The 26500-nt window shown below is 33.8% G+C and carries 26 protein-coding genes; 2 read left to right on the top strand and 24 right to left on the bottom strand.

Annotation, left to right across the window (positions count from 1 at the left end):
* Positions 1 to 297 precede the first annotated feature (297 nt).
* Positions 298 to 2742 carry a DNA topoisomerase IV subunit A gene (parC, locus tag DOK76_RS09490; RefSeq protein WP_206967153.1) on the bottom strand — a complete coding sequence of 815 codons (2445 nt, stop codon included), beginning with the start codon at positions 2740 to 2742 and terminating at the stop codon, positions 298 to 300.
* A 62-nt stretch (positions 2743 to 2804) separates the two neighbouring features.
* Positions 2805 to 4778 (bottom strand): DNA topoisomerase IV subunit B, encoded by a 1974-nt coding sequence (parE, locus tag DOK76_RS09485; RefSeq protein ID WP_206967152.1) that lies wholly within the window; start codon positions 4776 to 4778, stop codon positions 2805 to 2807.
* A 353-nt stretch (positions 4779 to 5131) separates the two neighbouring features.
* Between parE and DOK76_RS09480 the strand changes: the two genes are divergently transcribed.
* The gene (locus tag DOK76_RS09480; RefSeq protein ID WP_206967151.1) at positions 5132 to 6334 is read left to right on the top strand and encodes an MFS transporter; all 1203 of its coding nucleotides are present in this window, start codon (positions 5132 to 5134) and stop codon (positions 6332 to 6334) included.
* 23 nt (positions 6335 to 6357) lie between these two features.
* Here DOK76_RS09480 and DOK76_RS09475 read toward each other — a convergent pair whose 3' ends face one another.
* From DOK76_RS09475 to DOK76_RS09440, 8 genes are all read right to left on the bottom strand, one after another.
* Positions 6358 to 7899: a bifunctional metallophosphatase/5'-nucleotidase gene (locus DOK76_RS09475; RefSeq protein WP_206967150.1), complete on the bottom strand. Its 1542-nt coding sequence runs from the start codon at positions 7897 to 7899 to the stop codon at positions 6358 to 6360.
* A gap of 12 nt (positions 7900 to 7911) precedes the next feature.
* On the bottom strand, positions 7912 to 8721 hold the full coding sequence (gene phnE / locus DOK76_RS09470; RefSeq protein ID WP_206967149.1) for a phosphonate ABC transporter, permease protein PhnE: 810 nt from the start codon (positions 8719 to 8721) through the stop codon (positions 7912 to 7914).
* Between the two features lie 15 nt (positions 8722 to 8736).
* Entirely contained in the window at positions 8737 to 9549 is an 813-nt protein-coding gene (phnE, locus tag DOK76_RS09465; protein ID WP_206967147.1) for a phosphonate ABC transporter, permease protein PhnE, read from the bottom strand.
* Positions 9550 to 9551: 2 nt separating this feature from the next.
* Positions 9552 to 10304: a phosphonate ABC transporter ATP-binding protein gene (gene phnC, locus DOK76_RS09460; RefSeq protein WP_206967145.1), complete on the bottom strand. Its 753-nt coding sequence runs from the start codon at positions 10302 to 10304 to the stop codon at positions 9552 to 9554.
* Between the two features lie 79 nt (positions 10305 to 10383).
* Positions 10384 to 11433 (bottom strand): PhnD/SsuA/transferrin family substrate-binding protein, encoded by a 1050-nt coding sequence (locus DOK76_RS09455; protein WP_206967143.1) that lies wholly within the window; start codon positions 11431 to 11433, stop codon positions 10384 to 10386.
* Between the two features lie 372 nt (positions 11434 to 11805).
* Entirely contained in the window at positions 11806 to 11985 is a 180-nt protein-coding gene (locus tag DOK76_RS09450) for a hypothetical protein (RefSeq protein WP_206967141.1), read from the bottom strand.
* A 1-nt stretch (position 11986) separates the two neighbouring features.
* Positions 11987 to 12559: a DUF1700 domain-containing protein gene (locus DOK76_RS09445; RefSeq protein WP_206967138.1), complete on the bottom strand. Its 573-nt coding sequence runs from the start codon at positions 12557 to 12559 to the stop codon at positions 11987 to 11989.
* Positions 12552 to 12869, bottom strand: coding sequence for a PadR family transcriptional regulator (locus DOK76_RS09440; RefSeq protein WP_206967137.1), 318 nt, complete (start codon positions 12867 to 12869; stop codon positions 12552 to 12554). The genes DOK76_RS09445 and DOK76_RS09440 overlap by 8 nt, the downstream gene beginning before the upstream one ends.
* A 169-nt stretch (positions 12870 to 13038) precedes the next feature.
* Here DOK76_RS09440 and plsY point away from each other — a divergent pair, with 169 nt between their 5' ends.
* Positions 13039 to 13668, top strand: a complete 630-nt coding sequence (gene plsY, locus DOK76_RS09435; protein ID WP_206967134.1) for a glycerol-3-phosphate 1-O-acyltransferase PlsY — start codon at positions 13039 to 13041, stop codon at positions 13666 to 13668.
* Between the two features lie 89 nt (positions 13669 to 13757).
* Here plsY and rpmF read toward each other — a convergent pair whose 3' ends face one another.
* The 14 genes from rpmF to DOK76_RS09365 form a co-directional block, all read right to left on the bottom strand.
* Positions 13758 to 13937 carry a 50S ribosomal protein L32 gene (rpmF, locus tag DOK76_RS09430; RefSeq protein ID WP_206967132.1) on the bottom strand — a complete coding sequence of 60 codons (180 nt, stop codon included), beginning with the start codon at positions 13935 to 13937 and terminating at the stop codon, positions 13758 to 13760.
* Positions 13938 to 13994: 57 nt separating this feature from the next.
* Positions 13995 to 14552, bottom strand: a complete 558-nt coding sequence (locus DOK76_RS09425) for a YceD family protein (protein WP_206967130.1) — start codon at positions 14550 to 14552, stop codon at positions 13995 to 13997.
* 86 nt (positions 14553 to 14638) lie between these two features.
* Complete coding sequence (gene dnaI / locus DOK76_RS09420) at positions 14639 to 15571, bottom strand: primosomal protein DnaI (RefSeq protein WP_206967127.1); 933 nt, start codon at positions 15569 to 15571, stop codon at positions 14639 to 14641.
* Positions 15571 to 16983 (bottom strand): replication initiation and membrane attachment family protein, encoded by a 1413-nt coding sequence (locus DOK76_RS09415; RefSeq protein ID WP_206967126.1) that lies wholly within the window; start codon positions 16981 to 16983, stop codon positions 15571 to 15573. The genes dnaI and DOK76_RS09415 overlap by 1 nt, the downstream gene beginning before the upstream one ends.
* Before the next feature lie 21 nt (positions 16984 to 17004).
* Entirely contained in the window at positions 17005 to 17466 is a 462-nt protein-coding gene (nrdR, locus tag DOK76_RS09410; protein WP_206967124.1) for a transcriptional regulator NrdR, read from the bottom strand.
* A gap of 150 nt (positions 17467 to 17616) precedes the next feature.
* Positions 17617 to 18219 (bottom strand): dephospho-CoA kinase, encoded by a 603-nt coding sequence (coaE, locus tag DOK76_RS09405; protein ID WP_206967122.1) that lies wholly within the window; start codon positions 18217 to 18219, stop codon positions 17617 to 17619.
* A 2-nt stretch (positions 18220 to 18221) separates the two neighbouring features.
* Complete coding sequence (gene mutM, locus DOK76_RS09400; RefSeq protein WP_206967120.1) at positions 18222 to 19061, bottom strand: DNA-formamidopyrimidine glycosylase; 840 nt, start codon at positions 19059 to 19061, stop codon at positions 18222 to 18224.
* A 33-nt stretch (positions 19062 to 19094) separates the two neighbouring features.
* Positions 19095 to 21746 carry a DNA polymerase I gene (polA, locus tag DOK76_RS09395; RefSeq protein WP_206967118.1) on the bottom strand — a complete coding sequence of 884 codons (2652 nt, stop codon included), beginning with the start codon at positions 21744 to 21746 and terminating at the stop codon, positions 19095 to 19097.
* Positions 21747 to 21860: 114 nt separating this feature from the next.
* A complete protein-coding gene (locus tag DOK76_RS09390) occupies positions 21861 to 22550 on the bottom strand; it encodes a Bax inhibitor-1/YccA family protein (RefSeq protein WP_242542281.1) in 690 nt (229 codons plus the stop codon).
* Entirely contained in the window at positions 22537 to 23007 is a 471-nt protein-coding gene (locus DOK76_RS09385) for a MaoC family dehydratase (RefSeq protein ID WP_206967116.1), read from the bottom strand. Before DOK76_RS09385 ends, DOK76_RS09390 begins: the two co-directional genes overlap by 14 nt.
* A 36-nt stretch (positions 23008 to 23043) precedes the next feature.
* Positions 23044 to 24381 carry a UDP-N-acetylmuramate--L-alanine ligase gene (gene murC / locus DOK76_RS09380; RefSeq protein ID WP_206967114.1) on the bottom strand — a complete coding sequence of 446 codons (1338 nt, stop codon included), beginning with the start codon at positions 24379 to 24381 and terminating at the stop codon, positions 23044 to 23046.
* A gap of 131 nt (positions 24382 to 24512) precedes the next feature.
* Positions 24513 to 25316, bottom strand: a complete 804-nt coding sequence (locus DOK76_RS09375) for a hypothetical protein (RefSeq protein ID WP_206967111.1) — start codon at positions 25314 to 25316, stop codon at positions 24513 to 24515.
* Positions 25317 to 25424: 108 nt separating this feature from the next.
* Positions 25425 to 25754 (bottom strand): hypothetical protein, encoded by a 330-nt coding sequence (locus DOK76_RS09370; protein ID WP_206967110.1) that lies wholly within the window; start codon positions 25752 to 25754, stop codon positions 25425 to 25427.
* Positions 25755 to 25896: 142 nt separating this feature from the next.
* On the bottom strand, positions 25897 to 26334 hold the full coding sequence (locus DOK76_RS09365) for an OsmC family protein (protein WP_206967108.1): 438 nt from the start codon (positions 26332 to 26334) through the stop codon (positions 25897 to 25899).
* Positions 26335 to 26500: the final 166 nt, after the last annotated feature.

Below are 26500 nucleotides of genomic sequence, written 5' to 3'. Positions count from 1 at the left end.
ATTAATATATATATATATTAATTATCTCACATTTCTATAGTTATCATTTTTTATCTTAAAAAAACTGATGTCAGATTATAGTAAAATAATACCTCCATGTGAATTTGTTATCAATGATAATTCTTAGTTTATTATAAATATATCACTTTATAAAAACTATTTGTAATCATTCTTTCATAAAAACTGATATAACTTTATACTAATTCTCATTATGAGTGTTTTATCGCCTTTATTTAAAGCTTTTATAGATAGGCAGAAAAGCAAAAAAAGAAGGTGACTACTCACCTTCTTTTTACATTATTCTTCTATTTTTATAATATTTATTTCACTAATGCCACCATCTAATTTCTCATCAATAACAAAAGAGCCATTTGACTGACGATCATTTATCGGTAATTCATTGATATTTAGCTGATACACATTATTTTGATGAGTAACAACTTGTGTCATCAATTCATTAGAATTAAGGACAACATCAAATACACGATGAGGGTTTGTTTTTAGTTCTCTTAATACCATCAATCCTCTTTTAGCTCGACCAAGTTTACTTAACTCACTGATTCTCATTCTCTTCGCTGATCCACGCTGGCTGAAAATCGTAATAGTTCCGTCATTTCCTCGATCTAAAATAAATCCTGAAACTACAACATCATCAGTCTTCAAGTTAATCGACTTCACACCCGCTGCTCTAGCTCCTACAACAGGAACTTCATCTAAATCATAATAGAGTCCAAAAGCTAAGTAAGTAATTAACAAGACGTCTGCCTGTTTTCGACCATCGATTAAATAAGCAGAAATAATTTCATCTGTTTCTGTTTTTAACTTCATACACAGAGTTGGGCGGCTCTTATAAGTACGCCAAATATCAAACTCGTTCATTAAAGTTCGTTTAATCATTCCCTCTTTCGTAATAAACACAAATTGCTTGTGCTCATCTAGTTCAGAATATGGGAAGACATCAATAACACTTTCACCTGTTTCTAGAGAGGCAATTGATAATGAGAAATGCTCTCCTACGTCTTTCCAACGCTTATCAGCTAACTCATGTACAGGTCGATAAATCATATTCCCTTTACTTGTAACAATTAGTAGATGATCATGGGTATTAAGTTGACCACTATAAACTAAACTATCTGTTTCTTTCATCTCAATAGCATCTTCTTTTGAGGCTGAGTAAGAACGTAAACTACTACGTTTAGCGTAACCTTCTTTAGTAATACTTACCATTACATCTTCTTGAGGAATTAAAACAGCTGTTTCAATAGTAATCTCAGCAATTTCGTCTTCTAATTGAGTTAATCGAGGTGTTTGGTATTGCTTTTTAACTTCTCTCAATTCCTTTTTCAAGACATTAAGCAATTGCTTGTCATCATTTAAAATTAAGGTTAAAGCTGAAATTAAGTCACTTAACTCTTGACGTTCTTTTTCAAGGGCGGTGATATCAGTATTTGTTAATCGATACAATTGTAAAGAAACAATGGCTTCTGCTTGAATTTCAGTAAAATCATACTCTTTCACTAAATTCATTTTAGCATCTTTTTTATCTTTACTTCCTCGAATGGTTGCAATCACTTGATCTAAAATAGATAAAGCTTTCATCAAACCAGTCACAATATGCTGACGATTGTTAGCTTTATTTAGTTCAAATTGACTTCGCTTAATAATAACATCTTTACGGTGCTCAATGTAAGCTTCTAAAATCACTTTGAGACCTACTTGCTCAGGTCGCAAGTTATGAATGGCTACCATATTAAAGTTATAGTTGATTTGAAGATCTGTATTCTTAAATAAATAATTTAAAATCCCCGTTGCATCTACTTCTTTTTTCAGTTCAACTACAATTCGTAAACCTGTTCGATCACTTTCATCGCGAACTTCAGAAATACCTTCCAAACGACGATTTAATCGTAACTCATCCATTTTCTTAACTAGTACAGCCTTATTTACTTCATAAGGTATTTCAGTAATCACAATTTGTTCTCTTCCAGCTTTTAAAGGTTCAATAGCTGTTTTTGATCTTAAAATGACTTTACCTTTCCCTGTTTCATAGGCTTTTTTCAGTTCTTTTTTCCCTTGCAAAATACCACCAGTTGGAAAATCTGGCCCTGGAATAAATTCCATTAATTTATCTAAAGAGGCATTAGGATGATCAATCAAATAAACTGTACCATCAATAATTTCACCTAAATTATGCGTTGGAATTTCAGTGGCATATCCTGCAGAAATTCCTGTTGACCCGTTAACTAGTAAGTTTGGATATTTAGCAGGTAATACAGTTGGCTCTTTTTCAGTATCATCAAAGTTCCATACGAAATTAACTGTTTCTTTTTCAATATCTTTTAATAATTCACCACTTAATTCAGAAAGACGAGCCTCTGTATAACGCATCGCAGCAGGTGGATCACCGTCCATACTACCGTTATTACCGTGCATTTCAATTAATGGATTCCTTAATTTCCAATCTTGACTCATTCGAACCATAGCTTCATAGATACTACTATCCCCATGAGGATGGTAATTACCCATAATATTTCCCACTGATTTAGCCGATTTTCTAAAAGCCTTCTCAAAGGTATTGCCATCTTTATTCATTGAATATAGGATACGTCTTTGTACAGGTTTTAGTCCATCGCGAATATCAGGTAGCGCGCGGTCTTGAATAATATATTTTGAATAACGTCCAAAACGATCACCCATGATTTCTTCAAGGGTTAACTTTTGAATTCCTTGTCGTTCACTCATTGTTTATCTCTCCTTCATTCCCATTAATCAAATAGAGTGATTTCTTGAAAGTCATCTTCATCTCACTTTTCTGAGTTAGATGTTTTTGTGTCAGAACTTTCTAAAATGCTACTATCTTCGTCTAATGAGAATTGAACGTTCTTCTCAATCCAACGTCGTCTTGGTTCTACTTTGTCACCCATTAAGGTTGTCACACGGCGTTCAGCTTTTGTCCCATCTTCGATTGTTACTTGAATTAAGGTTCTTGTTTCTGGATCCATTGTTGTTTCCCACAATTGATCCGCATTCATTTCACCCAATCCTTTGTAACGTTGTAACATATAACCTTTGCCCATTGATTGAGTCACTTCACTTAATTCTTCATCAGTCCAAGCATACTCAATAACAGCTTTTTTACCAGCGCCTTTTTGAACTTTATAAAGAGGTGGTAAAGCGATATAAACTTTCCCTGCTTCTACTAAAGGCTTCATGTAACGATAGAAAAAAGTTAAAAGTAGCACTTGGATATGAGCCCCATCTGTATCGGCATCGGTCATAATAATGACTTTATCGTAGTTACAATCTTCTAATTCAAAATCTGCTCCTACTCCTGCACCGATGGTATAAATCATCGTATTGATTTCTTCGTTTTTTAGAATATCTTGAAGTTTCGCTTTTTCTGTATTAATAACCTTACCTCGTAAAGGAAGAATGGCTTGGAATTTACGGTCACGCCCTTGTTTCGCAGATCCTCCGGCAGAGTCTCCCTCCACTAAGTACAATTCATTCTTTTTAGGATTTCTTGATTGAGCTGGTGTTAACTTACCAGATAGTAAAGACTCTCCCTTACGACGTTTCTTCCCATTACGACTATCTTCACGAGCTTTTCTAGCTGCTTCTCTTGCCTCTCTTGCTTTAATCGCTTTACGAATCAACATTTGAGACATATCACTATTTTCTTGTAGGTAGAAAACAAGTTGCTCGCTAATCACATTTTCAACGACTGTTCTAGCAATCGGTGTTCCTAATTTTCCTTTTGTTTGTCCTTCAAACTGAAGTAAATTTTCAGGTACTCTCACAGAAACAATAGCTGAAAGACCTTCTCTAAAGTCACTTCCTTCAAGATTTTTATCTTTGTCTTTAAGTAAGCCAACTTTTCTTGCATATTCATTAAATGATTTGGTCAACGCAGTTCTCATACCAACTTCATGAGTTCCACCATCACGGGTTCTAACATTATTAACAAAAGATAAGGTATTCTCTGAATAACCATCATTGTATTGACAAGCAAACTCTGTTTCAATACCTTCTTTTTCTCCGGAGAAATAAATAACTGGAGTTAATGTATCTTTATCTTCATTTAAGTAAGAGATAAACTCTTTAATACCTTCTTCATAATAAAAGACTTCTACTTGATCACTTCGTTCATCTATTAACGTGATTTTAATCCCTTTTAATAAAAAAGCCGATTCTCTTAAGCGTTCTGCTAAAATATCATAAGAAAATACAGTTATCGAAAAAATAGATGGATCAGGTTTAAAAGTAATCAATGATCCATTCTTTTTCTTAGGTGATTTCGTTTTGATGAGTTTGCCATCTGTATGCCCACCATCTTTAAAGGCTAGATGAGCTTCTTCACCGTTTTTTACTGTCTCTACACGTAAATAGCTTGATAAGGCATTTACCACACTTGCGCCTACACCATGAAGCCCTCCTGAAGTTTTATAGCCACCTTGACCAAACTTACCACCAGCATGAAGTACGGTAAAAATGACTTCAATAGTTGGTTTTCCAGAAGCATGAATTCCTGTCGGCATCCCACGTCCATAATCTCGGACACTAATACTATTATCTTTATGAATGGTTACGTCAATCTCTTCACCATAGCCAGATAATGCTTCATCGACTGCATTATCAAATATCTCAAACACTAAATGGTGTAGTCCTTTTGAATCTGTTGATCCAATGTACATCCCAGGTCTTTTTCTAACTGCTTCTAAACCTTCTAAGACCTGAATTGACGTATCATCATATTGTCTTTCAATTTTTTTCGACATAAAAAAACTCCTTTGCTTCTCTACGATGCTATTGCATCAATCCATTTTATAGTACTTCAAAATGATTTCAAGATAAAGCCTATTTTTTAAATAACAAAAAAAAGCAACTTGCTTACAAGTTGACCTGCCTGATCCTTATTCCTCTTACATTTTATAATAAAAAGAGGAAACTTGCAAAACTTCCATCAATTGAAGTAAAAACGATTTGTTTTTATTTGTTAAGATTATGAAAATTTTTGATAAAATTTTATATTAAATATGAGTTATTTGGTAAAAAGGCTTTGCACATCTCTTTTTAAAGTGTATATTTAATTGTACACATTATTTTATTTTTAATAGAAAGGGAGGATGTCATGACAAAACAGTATCCAAAAACCAACTTAAATATTCTATTAGGCTCTTTGTTTTTAGGTTATGTCATGGTCTATATAGATAAATTATCTGTTGGGATCTCCATTGTTTCCATTAGTAAAACAATCCCTATGTCAGAGAGTACCAAAGGCCTTATTTTAAGTGCTTTTTTTATTGGATATGCATTAATGCAAATCCCTATGAGCTTTGCTATTAATAAATTTGGAGCTCGAGCAGTTGTCTTATTTTCAGTAGTTCTTATTGGTTTATTCGATTTTATTTTCGGTTTGAGCCAAAGCGTTCAAATGCTTCTTGCTGTTAGATTATTAACAGGTATGCTAGCCCATTCAGGCTATGCTTCTGCGTCTAGTAAAGAAGTCATTGATAATTTCCCGTTAGAGAAGAGGACTTTTGCTAAAGGTATTTTAATTTCGTCATCTGGTGTAGCAGGTGTCCTCGGACCTATCTTACTGTCACCTATCATTGAAATTAAAGGTTGGCGATTTGCTTATTCATTGTTAACAATCATTGCACTAATTATTGCTTTAGTTATTTCATTTTCAATTCCTAAAAAGAAAAAAACAAAAAATTCAGTGACCAAAACAGAGAGTATTTCGATTACAAAGGTTTGGAAAAACCCTACAATTTGGATTCTTTTTGCCGCTGCCTTTTTCATCAATAACTTGTTATACGGACTGAACAACTGGTTACCTACCTTTTTAACAACCTATAGAGGAGTAACTTTAACAGAATCAGGAATTATTAGTTCTGCTGTTGGGATATTCGCTTTAATAGGCGCAATCGGTGGGGGTTATGTTGTTAGTCGTTTCTTATTTGGTAAAGATAAAGAAGTCATTTTTGGTACTTCTATTATTGGTTCTTTATTAGTATTTGCCGCTTATTTTGTCCATAATACATTAAACTTTATCATCGTATTAGGACTTGCAACATTATTCTTAACACTTGCATTTGTGACGTTAATGGCTATTCCGATGAAATTATTTGATGGAGCTGCTTTTGCTCCAAGTTACTCTACCATCGCTTCTGGTGGTATTGTTGGAGGCGCAGTTGCCCAAATCGTGATTGGTTTTTTAGTAGAAACAAGTGGCACATTCTTAACTGCCTTTATTTATTTCTTATGCTTAGGCTTATTAACGGCTGTTTCAGTCTTTTTCGTCAAATTAAAACCACAGACTATTCTCTAATTGAGAATAAGCCTGTGGTTTTTTTAATACTCTAATGTAAAATTTGTTGGTTGAACTGCTTGGATGGTAGGATTTTTTTCTAAATAGTTAGAAATCAATTCCGTCATGTCCACAGTTACTTCTTTAACAATTTTTTCTGCGCCAAACATGAAGTAATCACCACCACCAACAGCACGGTATTGATTCATAACCACTTCTAATTGATCTGTATCAAGAATATCTTTACCTTGATAAATCAATTGAGTGACACGCTCACCCTTTTGTTTTGTTACGTCAAAGGTGTAATCAATTCCACTATATAGGTCATAGTTATAATGCTCTACTTTAGGCTCTAAAAACTCTTTACTAACAATCAATTCACCTGAGTCATTTAGATCAAAGTAACTAGCACATCTTTCAAGAGCTAAGCGTAATTCCTTACCACTAATACTTAAAACAGCTAAAGTGTTTGGGTAAATATAATTAGTTACAATATCTCTCATGCTAATGGTTTCACCAAAACCTGTCCCATTATTATCAAAAAGAGCTGTCCCTGAAATACCTACACCTGTAGCATCTTTTTGGACGTCTTGGATAAATTCGATATAAGGATGACTAGTTTGACGAACTTTCATTGGATCCGTGATTCTCATATCACCAGATACAAATCCTAATTCTTTATCTAACCAATCTTCTACTTGATTTAAAAGTGGAACAAATTCTTCATGAACTGTCTCATCTTCTTTTACACCTTCAACGGTTAATAGCTCAGCATTCGTTGAAACGATGTGTTTCTCTTCATCAAAGACAACATCAACTTTCCCTATGAAACGCCCTTTATCTCCTGGTTGAGTCACTGGAATACGCGTTTCATTTGAAGCGATGACACGATGTTGGTGACCTGTTAACAGTACATCAATTCCGTCGACATGATTTAATAACTCATAGCCTTCGTTTTCCCCTGTTAATACTTCAGTTGGTTCGCCTGTTTCCAAATCTCTTTCAAAGCCACCATGATAGCTAACCACAACTAAATCAGCTTCTTCTCTTAACTTAGGAATAAACTCTTTAGCTGTTTCAACTGCAGATTTAAAGACTAAATCTTTAACTGTAGTAGGTTGCTCCCAATGAGGAATATATTGTGTCGTTAATCCTAACACAGCCACTTTTAAGCCATTTCTTTCAAGAATCACATAAGGATGCCCTGTTAAAAAGTTACCGTCTTTTTTTAAGATATTCGCACAGACAATTGGGTAATCAAGTCGGGAAATCGTCTCTTCCAAGTACTCAATCCCGTAGTTAAACTCGTGATTTCCAAGAACACCACAATCAAATCCACAAGCATTCATCACATCAGCCATAGAACCCTCCTCAGGATTCTTAGCCAAAAAATAGCTAAATGGTGATCCTTGAAGGAAATCACCATTGTCTATTTTTATAACAGGCATGTCTGCTTGTTCTTCAATCTCTTTGATTTCAGTTGATACTTTTGTTAAACCAAAATCAAGTGATTGATTTTTCTTTCTAAAATCAGTTGGATACAAATAACCATGTGTATCACTAGTTGATAAAATTGTTAGCTTCATTCTACCTACATCCTATCCATTAACTAATCTATTTCTTAGTTTATTCGAAACAAACTCAACGATTAAAATTAAGACGATTAAGCCGATTAGAATTGACCCTACTTGATTCCAACGATAAGAGTTCATAGCAAAAATTAACGGTGAACCAATACCACCAGCTCCAACTAAACCTAGGATAGTTGCATCCCTTAAGTTCATGTCAAAACGGTAAATAGTAATAGATGAAAAGTTAGCGATTAATTGAGGGATAATACCAAAACGAATTTTTTCAAAAGTTGTACACCCCATTGAGTCCATCGCTTCTAATACACCTCTATCAATGTCTTCAATCACATCAACATATAGCTTTGATACCATTCCGATTGATGTTAATGACATTGTCATCGCACCTGCAAAAGGTCCAGGACCTGTTACACGAACAAACATTAATCCGTAAACTAAAGCGGGCACAGTTCTAATAATAATAACTAAAAAACGAGTTGTTAAGTATACTGGTTTAGGCACAATACTTGGAGCCATTAAGAATGCGACTGGAATTGAAAGGATGGCACCAAAAATAGTTCCAATAAAGGCAATACAGATTGTTTCAAATAATAAGTAGAACACACCTTGGTTAGTAAAGTTCCAAAGTAGTTCCATATCTGGGGTTAAAATCCCTTGAATAATACTTGTTGCGATTTTCCAACCACCATCATCAACAGCGTTAAACTGAATAGCTGATAAAGACCAAACGAAGGCTCCAACGATGATAGTTGTTAACATCAAGTATTGAACTTTTTTCGAAGGTTCTTGATTTAATGTTGCTTCTATCTTTTGATTCATTCTCTTCTCCTTTACTTACTGTAACTTCTTACGAGCGTATTCACTGATTGATTCGATGATTGCCACTGACACGATTAAAACAAGTAAAATTGTTCCAACGTTATCATAAGCACGCCAACCTAATTGTTCGTTTAAGATAATACCTAAACCACCGGCTCCAACATATCCTAAAATGGAAGCATATCTTAAGTTTCCTTCAAAGTTGAATAAGGTTGTTGAAAGAAACGTTGGTAAAATCTCAGGGACAATAGCATATCTGAAGGCTTGGAAACGAGTTAATCCCATTGATTCTAACGCTTCAAATGTTGACATATCAAGTGATTCGATTTGTTCGTAAGTTAATTTTCCAACGTAAGCAACTGTAAAGATAAAAATCGCTAATGTTCCTGCCATTGTTCCTAATCCAAAAATAAATGTTGCGATTAGGGCAGTCACAATAGTTGGTAAAGTTCTTAAAATACTAAAAATTAATTTGAAAATTGTTGTAATAATTTTACTATGTACGATATTAGCTGAAGCAAGTAATGCTAAGGGAATAGAAACAATCGCCCCTGCTAAAGATCCTAGTAATGACATTTTTATCGTGTCGAATAAAGGTTGCCAAACTCGATCCAAAAAGTCTAGGTTAGGTGGGAACATTCCTTTTAAAATGACAAAGAATTGGTCACCACGGGTTAATAGAGCAGTCATATCAAATTTTGTTACTTTCATGGCGATACCTGTAAAAATAACAAGTAATAAAATGACTAATGGCACAACAGATGGCTTTTGATAAATCGTTTTACCATTAGATAACTTAATCTCTTTTCCTTTCCATAGTGAGTTCATGATTATTTACCTTCCTCTTCGTCTTTCAAATATATTTCATCTAACACGTCTTGAGTAACATTTTCAGATGGACCGTCATAAACTACTTCACCTTTTCTAATTCCAATCACACGATCAGCATATTCTAATGCAAGATCCACGTGGTGAATGTTAATCAAAACGGAAATATTTAGGTCTTTATTGATACGTTTGAAATCGTCCATAACAATTTTAGCAGTAACTGGGTCAAGTGCTGCTACAGGCTCATCAGCTAAGATAACTTCAGGTCTTCTTGCAAGAGTACGAGCTAATGCTACACGTTGTTGTTGCCCTCCTGAAAGTTGATCAACACGAGTGAATGCTTTATCTAAAATGCCTACGTTGTCTAAACTTTCTAACGCATTAACTTTTGCACTTTCTGGGAAAATGCCGAAAATTCTTCTCCACCATGATAATTCAGGTACAGAAGAAATCAATACGTTCTTAAGAACTGTCGCACGTGTTATTAAGTTAAATGACTGAAAAATCATCCCAATTGTTTTTCTAAAATCTCTAACTTCTTTACCTTTAATATTTTTTACATCCGTCCCATTAACTGTTAATGAGCCATCAGTAATATCGTGCATTCTGTTAATGCAACGAATTAAAGTTGACTTACCAGCACCTGATAAACCAATAATAGCAATAAACTCACCTTGTTCAATTTCTAAATTAATATCTTTTAATCCGACATAGCCATTTGGGTATGTTTTTTGGACATTCTCAAATTTAATCATAAATATTCCTTTCTTAAAAATAAACTGTCGCTATTCTAATGAATAGCCACAGCTCATTTTCCCTATTACAAAAAATAGTTTATTTTGTTTCTTCTTGGATTAATTTTTGTGCTTTACGTTCGTTATCGTAGTCAGCAGAAGTTGCTTCTTTGTATCCTTCATGGCTGTAGATAGAGATAACTTTTTTACCTTCTTCAGTTTTACCGATGTTGATAAACGCTTTTTGTAAAGCTTTTTTCAAGTCTTCATCGACAACTTTAGAGTTTTTACTTACTGAAATTGTATCGTTGTAGATTGCTGGAGTTACACCAATTACGTTAGTTTCATCCCAGATACCTTTTTCGCGGTTGTATTCTTTTGTCCATGCATCTTCAAAGTCACGACGAGCATCAGCATATGTTAATACTACATCTACTTGACCAGAAGCTAAACGTGCAAAGGCACTACCGTATGAATCAGATTGAACGATATTTTTTAACTCAGATAAGTTTTTGCTGTAGTTTTCTTTTAACCATAAACTTGGATAAACATAACCAGCAGGAGATGAAGAGCTCATAACACTCCATGAAGCGCCATTTAACTCATCCCAAGTTAATTTTTCGCCAGCGTTAACTTTTTTAGCTAAAGCTTGACCTTTTTCAGATGGTCCAGCGATCATTAAAGCACGGTATGTACTTGCTTGTTTGTCAGTTGGTGCAGTTGGTTTGTTGTCGTTCCAATCTTTAGGATTGTCAGAATCGTTTGAAAGACCTGCACGAGTAGCAGTTAAAATAACTTCAGCTCCATCATCATATAATACATAAGTACTACCTGGAATAAATCCGATGTCTAATGTACCAGCTGATAACGACTCACCTACAGCTTCAAAGTTAGTACCAACAGTGATATCGATGTTTTTAACATCGTATCCTTCTTTTTTCAACTCTTCCTTCATTAAATCTTTTAAAGGATCAGTTGCAGCAACGATTTCTTCTGGATCACGAGAAGGTACAAAACCTACTGATAATTTATCAACAGTTTTTAAACCGTCTTCAGCTTTCTTATCTCCTTCAGATTTACCACTACCACAAGCAGTTAATGTTACAGCTAAAGCTAAAACTCCAGCATACTTGAAAACCTTTTTAAACAATGATACTTCCTCCTTAGAATACTAAATCTCGTACATTTCGTACTTTTTAAAGTATATCACTCGTTATCTAATTTTTCTACGACGAAAACAAGAAAACCGAATATTTTACAAATATATTACCTATTATTTACATTTTTTTGCAATTCGTGCTAAATTCACCTATTTTTACTAATGGTTTTTTAATCAAAATAATCTTTTTGTCATTTTAACAACATTGTAAACCTTTTCAAACACCCTGTGTTTTTTTAATTTTTTAACAATCAAATGAAAAGCATCTTAATAAATCGGCAATAAAACCCTATTTTCTTCAACAAAACAAAAACAAAAGACGAACCACAAGTCGTTACTAAACTTTATAGTTCGTCTTTATTTTCATTTGATTGATTCTTTAGGTATAGAAATAACTTGATACCAATGTTTATTCTCTACTGGGTATTTACTGTAATCAAATCCTGATAAAGCAAATCCTGATAAAGCTATTATGACTCCCATTACTGTCATCAGCAGACAATAGATAATTGCTTTTTTAACAAATGTATGTGATTGTTTCATATTAGAACCATCCTTTCAAAGAAAATAGTGACTGTAGTACACTGACAAGTTTTCTAGATAACATACCAACAGATTTAGTTAAGTAGATTGTCCCTATTAATAGAAGGAAGCCAATTCCTAATGCGATTAAACCTATTCCTAGTTGCGTCATAATATAAAACAAACTTGTGTTAAAAACGAGTCCCATTAAACTAACAATCCCTGTAATTAAACCAGCAAAACTTAACGACCCTAAGATGAATGGAGCACACCACAGAATTAATACACCTGAGAGTAACAACAAAATAATACTGATTAAAATGGATCCCCATAAAGGTGCACCAATTATTAATAAAAACCAAATCAAAGGACTTTTCTTAGCAGATGGTTTCTCTTCAATTCCAAGCTCTTCTTTAATAGTAGTTACAATCGAATCAATTGAACCAATTTTTTCAATCGCTTCACCTTCTGAGAAACCATCTTCCATGTAATCAGTAATCATTTCTCTGTAATAATCACTATACGTAGTGACTTGAGAAACACCAGTACCTTTTAATTCCTTTTCTAAATGCAACAAAAACTCTTCTTTAGTCATTTGACACAACTCCTTTTATGTATTGATAAACTTGATCCACTTCTTGCCACGAGTCTATAAAGTCATTCAAACTTTCTATACCAACTGCTGTAATTTGATAGTATTTACGCAGACGCCCATTATATTCGACTGAGTGGGAACGAACCATTTTCTTTGTTTCTAACCGTTTTAATATTGGATAAAGCGTTGATTCCGATATGGGTAAGATACTGTCCATTTTTTTTATGATATTATAGCCATAGGTTTCTTCTTCTTTTAGAACACCTAAAACACAATAATCTAGTAAACCTCTTCGTAATTGAATATCCATAGACAAACCCTCCTTACACGTCATACTATACGTCACATAGTATAACGTGGTTAATAGTATATCCACAAAATCAGTCTCAAGTCTGACTCTTAATCTTTTATTCCTTGTATCTTATTGTAGCTTGTTTTATTTCGTGGTAAAATATTCCTTAGCCTAAGGAGGTTTTGTTTTGAAAACAATTATTTTTTTTGTCATAGCCTATCTACTAGGTTCACTCCAATCAGGAGTTTGGATTGGTCAACTATTCTATCAAAAAGACATTAGAAAATTTGGAAGTGGCAATACAGGAACAACTAATACATTTCGTGTTTTAGGTAAAAAAGCAGGGATTGTTGTGCTCTTTCTAGATATTTTAAAAGGAACCTTAGCAACCTCTTTACCTATTCTTTTTAACCTACCAGTTAATCCATTGTGGTTCGGTGTGGCAGCTATTTTAGGTCACACATTTCCGGTTTTCGGTAAATTCAAAGGTGGTAAAGCTGTCGCAACAAGTGCGGGCATGTTATTAGCCTATAGCCCGTTATTCTTTGTGTATTCAGCCAGTATTTTTGTCATTCTACTATTTTTAACAAGTATGGTGAGTTTATCAAGTATGCTCAGCGCCCTTATTATCACGCTATCAACTATTCTTTTACCTTTAGTGTTACCTGTTATTTTGCCTCATCAAGATTGGCTACTAACAGCTCTCGCAACTGGTATTACTATTTTTATTATTTATCGTCACCGAGATAACATTAAGCGTATTAAAGATGGGACTGAAAGTCGAGTTCCTTTTGGACTCAACAAAAAAAAGAGCTAACATTAGCTCTTTTTTTCTTGCCATGATTCTTATAAAAAACCCGTAGACTCCATGGTTAGTCTACGGGTTTTACATTTTCAAAAAAATGATTATGCTTCTTTAGTCATAACATCTTTTCCGTCATAGTGACCACAAGAAGGACACACATGATGACTTTTTCTCATTTCACCACAGTTTGAACAAGCTGTTAAGCCTGGCATTGACAATTTGTAATGAGTACGACGTCTAGCTTTTCTAGCTTTAGAAGTTTTTCTTTTTGGTACTGCCATGTTGTTACACCTCCCTAAACAATAAAAACGTGTTTAAAAAACACATATATTCCAATCTTACTCTTCATCCTTAAATAATTCAGATAATTTTGCAAGACGAGGATCAATAGTAGTTTCTGATTCGTTGACTTCTTTTGTTTTCAAGTCTTCTTCAGAAAGTACTTGCCAAAAGTCTCCCTTTGGTAAGTCGTTTGTGCTTTTCTCTGATTCTGTTAACACTTGCATTGGTAGATTAAGTAAAATGTAATCTTCAACTGCTTCTGTTAAATCAATTAAGTCTTTTTCTAAAGGCATAATCAATTGCTTGTCCTCATCATTAACATCCACTAAAGCATTTAACTGCGCTGGTGTCATGTATTCTTCAACTATAGTTAAAGAAAGAGGAATTCGCACTGGTTCTAAAGAACGAGATGATGGCAACGTGATTACTGTATTAACAGTAAAATGAGCTATATAAGCTTGACTATCAACTTGAATAAAACCTTCAACTAATACCTCGTCTAAATCTAAAATAGAAGGTTCTCTTTTTTGTAGAGACTCTGTTAAATCTAAACTTTCAGTAAAATTAAGTTGACTATTTCTAAATTTATTTAACTCTGCTAATGCCCACTTCATAATATCACCCCTTAAGCAACAAAAATAATTATACTAGTAGGGTAATCCTTTGTCAATCAGTTTTTACCCTGTTTTCATAAAGCCTTTTAATCATAAAGTCTTCTGTTTTTTCCAATCATATTGATCTCTTTTGAGAGGTATCTAACACGTTCCATAATGCGTTTTGCTTTTAGCGGTTCGTCTTCTCCTCTTTGCGTTACTCTTAAGTGTTCATTTTCAAGCTGAAGCATATTAAAATTAGACGAAAAGAAGGTCGGAAGCATCTCTTGCATGCGATACTGTAAAATAACACCTAAGATATCATCTCTGACCCAGCTGCTCATTGAATCAGCTCCTATATCATCTAACATTAAAATAGGGGCTCTTTTAACAGCATCTAGTTTTTCACCAACCGTGTCTTTTTGAATCGATTGCTTCATCTCTACTGCAAAGGTAGGAAAGTGGACCAATGTTGTTTGGAATCCTTTTTCAGCTAATGTATTAGCAATTGCTCCTAAGAGATATGTTTTCCCAACTCCAAATGTCCCCTGCAGGTACAATCCTTGATGAAAACTTTTTGAATCATCTTCAAACTCATTAATGAAACGAAAAGCTTCCTGAAACGCTTCTTTCCTTTCTGAGGTTAACTCAAATTGATCTAAACGGGCTTCGCGAATATCTTTAGGCATATCCATCGCTTTAACTCGACTTCTAACCTCAGCTTGAGCCTGTTTTTTCAACAAACTTTCCGTTGGTACATAAGTGACATCAATAAAATGAAAATTCATGAATAAACGAGGTTCGTATCCTGGTGCTATCATGTTTGGATCATTTAACTGAAATTTCTTCTTCTCTTGAACAAACTCATATAACTTAGCATAGCTTTTAACAATATCATCATCACTTAACTGCTCACGATGAGCTTCAATAAATGATTTAACATCGTTATCACTCATTACTTCTGCCATTAGAGCATCTAGTTTATTCGTTAAGTTTTTACTGCGAAGTGTTTTTTCGAGTCCTTTTCCAATATTTTCCATTATTCATCACCTTCTTTTGACTTGTTTGTCAATTGTCTTAATTGCTCTTGGAAAAATGCTTCTTCTTCTTGAGACAGAGGTGTCTCTTTTCTTACCACATCTTCTTTGGCCCAATCAGGTAAACTTTCTTTTCTTTGAGTTTCTTTGTAAGATGTTTTCTTTTTCTTAGGCTGATTCCGGCTTTCTTGAAGTTTCTTCACCTGTGTTAAAGCTTCTTCAGGTGAGTAAATTTTCTTCTGAGCCCAGTCATTAGCGATCGACATCATCATGTTCTGATTAATAGAACTATTATCCTGAGCAACTAATGAATAGTGAATTAACATATTTATAACACTATCCGGCAAACTAGATTGTGCTTTTAAATTCTCAATAGTAAATCGCTCATTGTTACTCACAAAGCCACCTTTTTGATGTTTAATGGCTTTCAAAAAGATTAACGGAGGCGTCTCATCACAAGCTAAAATGACATGAATCTCATCATCAGTAAAACCTGTTAATTTTAATGTGTTCTGACGAAGTTGATTTCTTTCAGTAAGTGTCAACATCGGCTGTTCACTGGATGAATCATTTTGAGTGGTTAATTCTTGCTTTTTGCGACTATGATAACCTTTGTAGATAAGTTGTTTAAACTCTTTTTCCATCACTCGATTTGTAACATAATCAACAGACTGTTTGATATAATCAAACATTTCTAGCTCATTAATCCCATATAACTGATGAAATAGTTCAATAGAGCGTTTCAACTCTTTTTGAATCTGATTGTCATCAATATGTAAACTCTCTACTAAACTCATAAAGAATGACCAGTCAAACGAATTAGTAATCGTCTTAATCGCAACCTCTTCTTTTGGTACTGACACAATTTCTTTCAAAGTGCCTAATTCTTTTTCTTTTGACATAAGTCTTGAGGAATCAAAATGAAACACATCAACAAAGGACTTCGTTACTTCTACATAGTCTTCCATACCTTGACGTTTGTAATCAAAAAAAGAACCTAGCTCTTCCACTTTTTCAAAGCCTAATTTTTCAATTAACAACAAGGAAAGAATATCATCATGTAAAAATTTACTAGGAGACATAATTGGTTGCAACTCGTAAATCATATGATGTTCATTATCTAATTTTTTGACGAATGTTTTAAGAAGACCAACCGCTTCTAATTTTTCTCGACTCGCAAAAAACTCTGGAATCCCCATATCTAGTTGATTCAATAAAACGCTATGAGGTTGCAAAACACTCTTAGCGTTTATTTTTTCTTCAATGAGTAACAAATTTAATAACCCTATGCTGTTTGTTCCTACAATCGGTTGATATAGCATATTTAAAACGACATAGTCTGCTTCAGAAACATGTTGTGTTTTAATCACTGAAAATTTATCTTTTGGTTTTAATTTTTCCCATGCTTCACTCAAATATACCGCTCACTTTCACAACTATTTATTTTCTTTATCAATAACTTCTTGAAGTTCTTCTAAGAAAACACTCATGTCTTTAAATTGACGGTACACACTGGCAAAACGGATATAAGCAATTTCATCTAAATTGACTAAATCCTCCATGACGTACTCACCAATCAATGTTGTTGACACTTCATTTTCTCCTAAACTTCTAATCCTATTTTCTACATTATCAACAATCTGTTCCATTTTTTCCATTGGAACTGGACGTTTTTCTGCTGAACGCACTAATCCTCTTAACACTTTGTCTCGATTAAATTCTTCACGAGCACCATTTTTCTTAACAACTAAAAGGGGTGTCACTTCAACTCTTTCAAAAGTAGTAAATCTAAACCCACAATCTTCACATTCTCTTCTTCTTCGAATAGCTCTCCCATCATCAGCAGGGCGGCTATCTACAACTCGCGAGCCGTTATAATGGCATTTTGGACATTGCATTATGTGTCACCTCATCTTGTTTTTATCATTTTTTTCAAAATATCTCAAAATAGATAGTATTAATAGAGCTATTATAACATGACAACCCCCGAAAGGTATAGTCTGATTACATTTAGAAAAACAAAACAAAAAAAGAAGCAAATGCTTCTTTTATCTTGTTTGTTTAAATATTTCTAACCATCTGTCTACTTGTAATTCGGTATTTTTAACACTACCTTCGTTATCAATAATAACATCAGATTTCAAAGCTTTATCAATAAGAGACATCTGAGAATCAATTTTTGCTAAGGCTAAGGTTTCATCAATTCCATCTCTCAACATTAGACGCTTCACTTGAACATCTTTTGACACAAAAACAGTCATAACTTCATCACATTGACTTTCATAATCGGCTTCAAATAATAAAGGAATATCTAATACAATGAGTTCTTTTCCTTGCTCAATTAAAGCATTCTTACGTTTTTCGATAACTTCGCCAATTTCTCCATGTAAAATGGCATTTAAATCTTCTCGTTTTTGTTTATCATTAAAAATAATATCTCCCAAGCGTTTTCGATCCAACTCACCAGTTTCTGTTAATATTTTTGAGCCAAAGTGAGCTACAACACGTGCAAGCCCTGGTGTTCTAGGCTCTACAACTTCCTTTGCAACTACGTCTGCATCAATTACATCAACACCCATTGCAGTGAAATGTTGGCTAACAGTACTTTTCCCTGAGGCAATGCCACCAGTTAATCCTAAAATATATGTCATATTTATCCCCTTCGAACACGATAGATTTGGCAATGAGGACAGTAATGAGTTCCTCGTTGTGCCACTTTTTTCTTCAATATTTCTGCCCCACACTTAGGACAACTTTCACCATTTTGCCCGTAAACCATTAAAGAGACTTGGAAATTCCCAGCATCTCCCAAAGCATTTTGGTATGTCCTAATGGTAGTACCACCAGCTTCGACTGCTTCTCCTAGAACTGCAATAATCTCCCTATGAAGAAGCGCAATTTCTTTCTTCGTTAACGTATTGGCTTCTTGCTCAGGGTGAATACCTGCTCGAAACAAGGACTCATCAACATAAATATTACCTAACCCTGTAACAAGGGTTTGATCCAGTAACAATGGCTTAATTGGTTTTTTACGTTTTTTTAACTCTTGTTCAAAACCTTTAAGTAAGAAGGCTTCTTCTGTTGGTTCTGGGCCAAGCTTTTGTAGTCCTTTGTATATTTGAGACGTGTCTTTTGGTACCAAAACAAAACGTCCAAATTTTCTAACATCTAGATACCTTAATTCTGTTTCATCTGAGAACTTAAAAATCACATGAGTGTGTTTCATAACAGGATCGCTTCCCTTATGATACTCAAATTTCCCTTCCATTCTCAAGTGACTAATCATATCAAAATGAGTCAATTTAAAAATTAAATATTTCCCTCTTCTATCGATATCAAGAATCTCTTCTCCCACTAATTGGGTTTTAAAATCTTCTGAGTTAGGTGATTCAATAATCTTAGGCCAAAAAATGGCTACATCTTTGATTTTTTTACCTTTTACAAGGTGTTCTAAGCCTTTTCTGACTGTTTCTACTTCTGGTAATTCAGGCATTAATAGCCCTCCTTTTTTGACAACTAAACATTTTTACTTCGCTTCATACCACGTGTCACCAAAACTACTATCTGCTTTTAACGGAACACTCAAAGTAACGGCATGAGCCATTGTTTCTTCCACTAGTTCTTTTAGGCGAGGAATTTCTGATTTAGGAGCTTCAAATACAAGCTCATCGTGAACTTGTAACAACATTGTTGCTTCTAAACCTTCCTCTTTTAATCGTTCATCTATCTTAATCATTGCGATTTTTAAGATATCAGCTGCACTTCCTTGAATAGGTGTATTAATCGCTGTTCTTTCAGCAAAACTACGAATATTAAAGTTACGTGAATTAATATCAGGGAGATATCTTCTTCTATGGTACAGAGTCTCAACAAAACCTTGATCTTTAGCTTCTCGGACAATACTTTCCATATAGTCTTTAACCCCTGGGTATTTCTCGAAATACGTATCGATAAAGGTTTGAGCTTCTTTTCTTGTGATTCCTAAGTTTTGTGATAAACCATAATCGCTAATTCCATAAACAATCCCAAAGTTAACAGCCTTAGCTTGACGACGTAGATTACCATCAACATCTTCTGCTTTTTCAACGCCAAAAACTCGCATAGCTGTACTTGAGTGAATATCCTGACCTTCGATAAAGGCTTGTTTCAAATGCTCATCATCTGAAATATGTGCTAACACACGAAGTTCTATTTGTGAGTAGTCAGATGAGAATAACTGCCAATCTTTGTTTCTAGGTACAAAGGCTTGTCTAATTTTGCGACCTTCTTCTAATCGAATGGGAATATTTTGTAAGTTAGGATCAACAGAACTTAAACGACCTGTTTGTGTTAAGGTTTGAACATATCTTGTATGGATTTTATTATCTGAAAAGACCATCTTTAATAAACCTTCAACATAGGTTGATTGGATCTTAGCAATTTGACGGTAAGCCAAAATATCCTCAATAATTGGTGATTCACCTTTTAGTTTTTCTAGCACATCTACTGCAGTTGAATAACCTGTTTTTGTTTTCTTGATGACGGGAAGCCCCATTTTTTCAAATAAAATGACTCCTAATTGTTTAGGTGAATTTAAGTTAAACTCTTCTCCTGCTTCTTCATAAACTTTTTTCTCAATTTCAGTCAAACGAGTGGCAAATTCACCTTTCATTTCTTGAAGACGAGAAGCATTAAGTGTAATACCTTCCATTTCCATCTCACCTAAAATATGAGCTAATGGTAGTTCAATATCATGAAACAAACTCAATTGATTCTTTTCTTCTAATTCTTCTAAAATTGGTTCATACAAAAAATCAATGGTTTTTATTTTTCTAGCAAGGTGCTCATAAAACTGAGCGTCATCTTCTGGCAGACCTTTTTTAGCTCCCTTACCATAAACAGCCTCATCATTATCAATATCTGTGTAGTCAAAAGTTTTAGCAATCTCAGCCATATCTTCACTGTTGTTCATCGAATCTACTAAATAAGCGCCAAGAAGCATATCGTACTTAACACCTTTTAAGCTTAAACCAAAGCGATTAAGCGCAACTGTTGTTCTTTTAGCATCAAAGACTTTTTTACTTAACTCTTCATTCTCAATCCATTTAATAAAGAAAGGGTCCTCTAAGATAGCCAAGTCATTGGATACATAATAATGATCTTCATAACCAAAAGCAACACCTACAACATCTGATACATGATAGTTGTCATCTAGCATTTCAACATACAGAGACATGTCTGTTTTAAACAAGTCCTTCGTTAAATCAGTTGCAACTATATAAGTAATATCTGTTTTTTCTTCCACATCAGATTCAACATAACTCGAATCAAGTTTTGCTAAAAACGAATTAAAATCCATTTCTTTGTAGAAAGGAATTAATTTCTCTAAGTTTTTACCATCATAAGCCAACTCATCTACTGAGATTGTTATCGGAGAATCTGTATTAATCGTTGCTAATTGTTTACTTAACAGAGCTGTTTCTTTTTCGTTGATCAGGTTTTCTTTCATCTTACTTTTTTTCATTGCATCAATGTTTTCGTAAACACCTTCAACAGAATCATATTCTTTAAGTAGTTTGATGGCTGTTTTTTCACCAATTTTAGTAACACCAGGGATATTATCTGATTGATCTCCTGCTAAACCTTTCATATCAATGATTTGTTTTGGTCTTAAGCCGTATTTTTCTAAGATATGTTCAGGTGTGTAAGATTCAATTTCGCTAACTCCTTTAACAGTCACATCAACACGAATCGTGTCTGTTGCTAATTGAGTTAAATCCTTATCTCCAGATAAAACAACAACATCAAACTTTTCTGGGTTAGCATGAGTTGCTAAAGTACCAATAATATCATCAGCTTCAAAATTATCTAACTCATAATGCTTCATACCAAGACCTTCAATTAAATCTCTTAAATAAGGCATTTGCTCTTTGAACTCACTTGGGGTTTTTGCTCGTCCAGCTTTGTAGTCATCATAAAAAGCATGTCTAAACGTTGTTTTCCCTGCATCAAATGCCACTAATACATGAGTAGGTTGTTCTCTTTCTAACACATTTTCTAACATATTATGTACAGCATACAAGGCATTTGTATGTAGCCCGCTACTATTTTTAAAACGATCTAGTGATTGATACAAGGCAAAAAAGCCTCTAAACGCAATACTATTTCCATCTATTAACAATAATTTATTTTTAGCCATTCCGACACTCCTTACTTCTATTCTCAACTATTCTAACAAATATAAGGACACAATGCGAAGAGAATTGATTAATTAAATAAAAAAAGCCTCTAGCAAAACGCTAGAAGCTTGTGTTTAGTCTCTACCAAAAATACGTAATAAAGATAAGAATAAGTTAACTAAATCAAGATAAAGTGTTAACGCACAGTAAATCGCTAAATTAGCAGCACCTTCGTCACCTTTTTGTTGATATAGAACTTTGATTTTTTGATTGTCATAAGCTGTTAAACCAGCAAAGATAACTACCATTGCTAAAGAGATAAATAAATCAACTGGAGCACTCTTTAAAAAGAATACGTTGATGACAATAGCAATTAAAGCACCAATTAACAGACTATACATAGCATGTCCCATAGCACTCAAATCTTTTTTAATAAACAGACCCACTAAAGACATACCGATAAATGTTCCAGCAGCCGTTACAAATGCCATAGTTACATCTGTTGCAGCATATATAGCAATTGTTGCCGAAATAGTAATACCAGTTAAAATCGTGTAAGCAATATAGCCAATGAATGATTTGCCTGAGTTAGAAAAAGCATTTTTCCCTAAATAAACAACTAAACCAATCTGAACTCCCCACATTAAAAAGAAATTTAATCGGTTAGCAAAAAGAAAACCAAATACTTCGTTTGCAAATACATTGATAACTAAGTAAGAAGTTAAGGCACTAAGCATAATCCCCATACCTAAATAGCCGTATACCTTACTGTAAAATTTTGATAAACCAGCTGTACTAACAGCGTTGTTGTTATTGTCCATCATTATCTATCACTTCACTTTCATTCAATTTTGGTGGTTTGACCATAATGACCGCATCTAAGACACGTTCATCATCATAATTCTGAGCTTTTACACTGATCGTTACAACTTCTTTCATTTCATCAATTTTAATAACTTTAAAATGGAAAGTTAGTGTCTCATAATGATACACAGGCTGAATGAGGTTGAACGAAAAGTTAACAATATTAGAACCTGGACCTGGCAAATGCTTTGAAACAACAGAAGAAATAATCCCCATTAACATGATACTTGGCACAATAGGTTTTTCATATTCTGTTTTTTCAGCGTATTGATGTTGAATAAATAAGGGATTAGCATCATTAGTCAGACCTAAATAAAGAAGCAACTGACTATCTTCAATAGTCTCCGTGATACTTAAATATTCACCTTCAACTAATTCATTGATTTTTTTCCCTGCTTTTTTAGGATGAGGTAGCATTTATCCTTTTCACGCCTTCCTTATGTCTTAAATAACTTACATGTTATTTCTTATAGTATTACCTAAAAGACGTTCGTATGCAACTTCAAACTTTTGCACGTCTCCAGCTCCCATGAAAATAACAACTGCATTTTCATGATTTAAAAGAGGTGACATATCATCAATATTAACAACTTGACCACCTTTAGTAATTTTTTCGCCTAAATCTTCAATTTTAACATCTCCCACGTTTTCACGGGCTGATCCAAAAATATCACATAAATAAACTTTATCAGCTAAATCAAGAGAAACCGCAAAATCGTCCATTAAAGCAATCGTACGTGTAAATGTATGAGGTTGGAATACCGCAACAATCTCTTTATCTGGGTATTTTTGTCTAGCTGCATCAATAGTTGCTTTAATTTCAGCTGGATGATGAGCGTAATCATCAACTAAGATCATATCTGCAACTTTCTTTTCACTAAAACGGCGTTTAACACCATTAAATGTAACCATTTCACTGGCAACTTTTTCCATATCTAAACCTTCTAAGTAACTAATAGTAATCACACTTAAAGCATTCATTACATTATGGAAGCCAAATGCAGGCACGGTAAAGTTACCGATTTTTTTCCCTTCATAATACACATCAAATGTTGAACCAGTTGTTGTGCGTTCAATATTTTTTGCTTGGAAATCATCGGATTCATTCACCCCGTAGTAATAGACAGGTGCAGTTGTATTAATTTTTCTTAAATAAGCATCATCTCCGAATGCCACGATTCCTTTGTTAACTCCATCACTAAATGTTTGGAAAGCGTCATAAACATCTTCAATACTTTCGTAGTAGTCCGGGTGATCAAAGTCAATATTCGTGATAATCGCATAATCTGGTTTATAAGATAAGAAATGACGACGGTATTCACATGCTTCAAAAGCAAAGAATTTTGCTTCTTCTTCCCCGTGACCTGTTCCGTCTCCAATCAAATAGCTTGTTGGTTCAACACCTGATAAAACATGAGCAAGTAAACCTGTTGTACTTGTTTTACCATGTGAACCTGTCACAGCGATACTTGTATATTGTTTAATAAATTCACCTAAGAAACGGTGATAACGAATCACATTTAACCCTTTTTTAAGAGCCGCTCTAATTTCTTCGTGTGTATCAGGAAATGCATTCCCTGCAATAACAACTAAATCATCTTCAATATTCGCTTCATTAAAAGGCAAAATTTTAATGTTTTCTAATTCTAATTCACGTTGGGTAAAGAAGTATTTTTCAACATCTGACCCTTGAACTTTAAAGCCTTTTTGGTGTAATAATAACGCTAAAGAGCTCATCCCTGAACCTTTAATGCCTACAAAATGATATGTTTTATTTTTATGAAATTCCATAAAAATCCCCTCTTCTCTTATACATTTCTACGTCTATTTCCTTAATAAATGTCTTAATTATTATCATACAATTCTTATAAATAATCAATAAAAAATACTTACAAGGCGCTTAAGTCCATGTAAGTATCGGATTAATCAAAATAATAACTATCTAACTTCGTACTACCTTCTTCTGCAATTATGCCAGATAAAGTCTTTTCAAGTCTTTGATTCTTCTTTTTTTCTGGAACTAAACTAGGAGTTTCTGTTATTGGTAATTCAACTGAATCAATAATTGGATCAAGAACCACTTCATCTTCAAGCATTAGAAAACTCGCTTGAGATGCTTTTCTTAATTCTTCAACAATAACATCACGACTATGCTTAGGCTGGCTCATATCTTGATCATCAATCAATGAAGCTGGAATATGTTTTGGCTTAAATAAACTTTTACCATTCATACCAGGTAAATCATATGACGATTCAAATTTAGAGCCTCTTCTTTCCCTATTAGTGTATTTCGCATTTCCGTAGCTATCGGCTTCAAATAACTTATTTGAAAAAGAAGATTGTGGAGCTGTATAGTTAGTTGGACTAGGCTCAATGTACGTGTTGTTTTCAAGTACTCTTGTTCCTTTTTCAACCTTCACTTCTTTTTGTCGATAAGCTGCTGCTCTTTCTTTTGGTAATGCGTGAGGTGTTTCTTCCATCTCTTCATAACCAAAATAATCAGGTGCATCTACCATATCTACTGGGTCAATTGTTAGTGATTTAATTTTGTCTTTTTTAGTTTTTGAAGCGTTAGGCAAATAAGACTCTTGTTTTTTATAAACAAAGCCATCATCTAACACATCTTTTAAAAAGTCTCTTCTTTTATTATTAACTAGTTTCACGCCTATCTCATCGTCGTAGGCCGGAAACCTGAAATGTTGTCTTTTATCTGAAAGATTTAACATCGCTATCATTCCTTTAAATTCTCTGTCTATAGTCTATCATACTCTATTTGATAAAAAAACAACTATTCGACATAATATAAAAAAAGATATCGATCTCTCGATATCTTTTTAAAAACCACTGAAAATTTTCCAAATAACTGGAATGTATACATCTAATAAAGGTGCTAAGACACCAAATAAAAAGACACTCCCAATTAACACACTGATTAAAATTCCACCGACTTTTTTTGATTTCTTTAATACAAAGAAAATAATAATTGCTAGTAGCCCAATCACTAAAATAACTGCCAATTCTTTTGATTCAAAATCGATTGGTTGTCCATTGACAATTTTACTAATAAATTGAGAATAGAAAAACCAAAGTAATTCTACAACATAAAGAATAAACACTAACCATAAAGCCCATTTAGATTTACCTTGTTTCTTTTTATCAGCCATTAGGTTCCCTCCTTTATTTTCAATATCACCTAATGAATTATAACAAAATAAGACCGATTTGTTAAATGAAAAAGGCATAAAATTTAGATGAATATTGCAATAAAAAGTGCTAGAGCAAATGAGCTCTAGCACGATGAATCCCTTATTTAATGATATTTGATACCATAACTGGTGGATTTTCAATAGTATCCGCCACTGGACATGTACGATTGATGAATTCTACATACTCCGCAATTTCTTCATCAGTATTATCTGCATCAATATAGAAGTTAGTAATAATTTTAGAAAAACCAATTTTGGCTTCTGGATTTTTCCCCATAAAGCCATCTGTATCAAGTTCACCTTCTAATTCGATGCGAATGCTGTTTAATTTAATTTTATGTAGACGAGCAAAGCTTTTAGCTACAATCACTTTACATGCTCCTAGAGAACTTAACAAAGCTTCTACTGGATTCATTCCTGTATTTGTACCACCTAAATTTTTCGGTTCATCTAAGAAAAACTCAAACTCACGTGAATGACATGATACTTTTAAACCTGCAACACTTTCTGCTACTGCTTCAAATTTTTCAACTGGCATAATAAAAATCCTCCTTGTATTCGTTTACATGTTAAAAATATCACAGATAGAATTAACTGTCCACAACTTTGTGAAAAGTATTACATTTAACCTGAGTATTATATTGAAAACCCTTTTTAACCACTTATTTTTTGTGTGACAGGGTAAAATCGAGTAGAGGAAAAAG

Origin of the sequence: Candidatus Vagococcus giribetii (assembly GCF_017316185.1) — a bacterium.
GTDB lineage: Bacteria > Bacillota > Bacilli > Lactobacillales > Vagococcaceae > Vagococcus > Vagococcus giribetii.
Note: the sequence above shows the minus strand (reverse complement) of the source record. Positions and strands in the feature narration are given on the sequence as shown.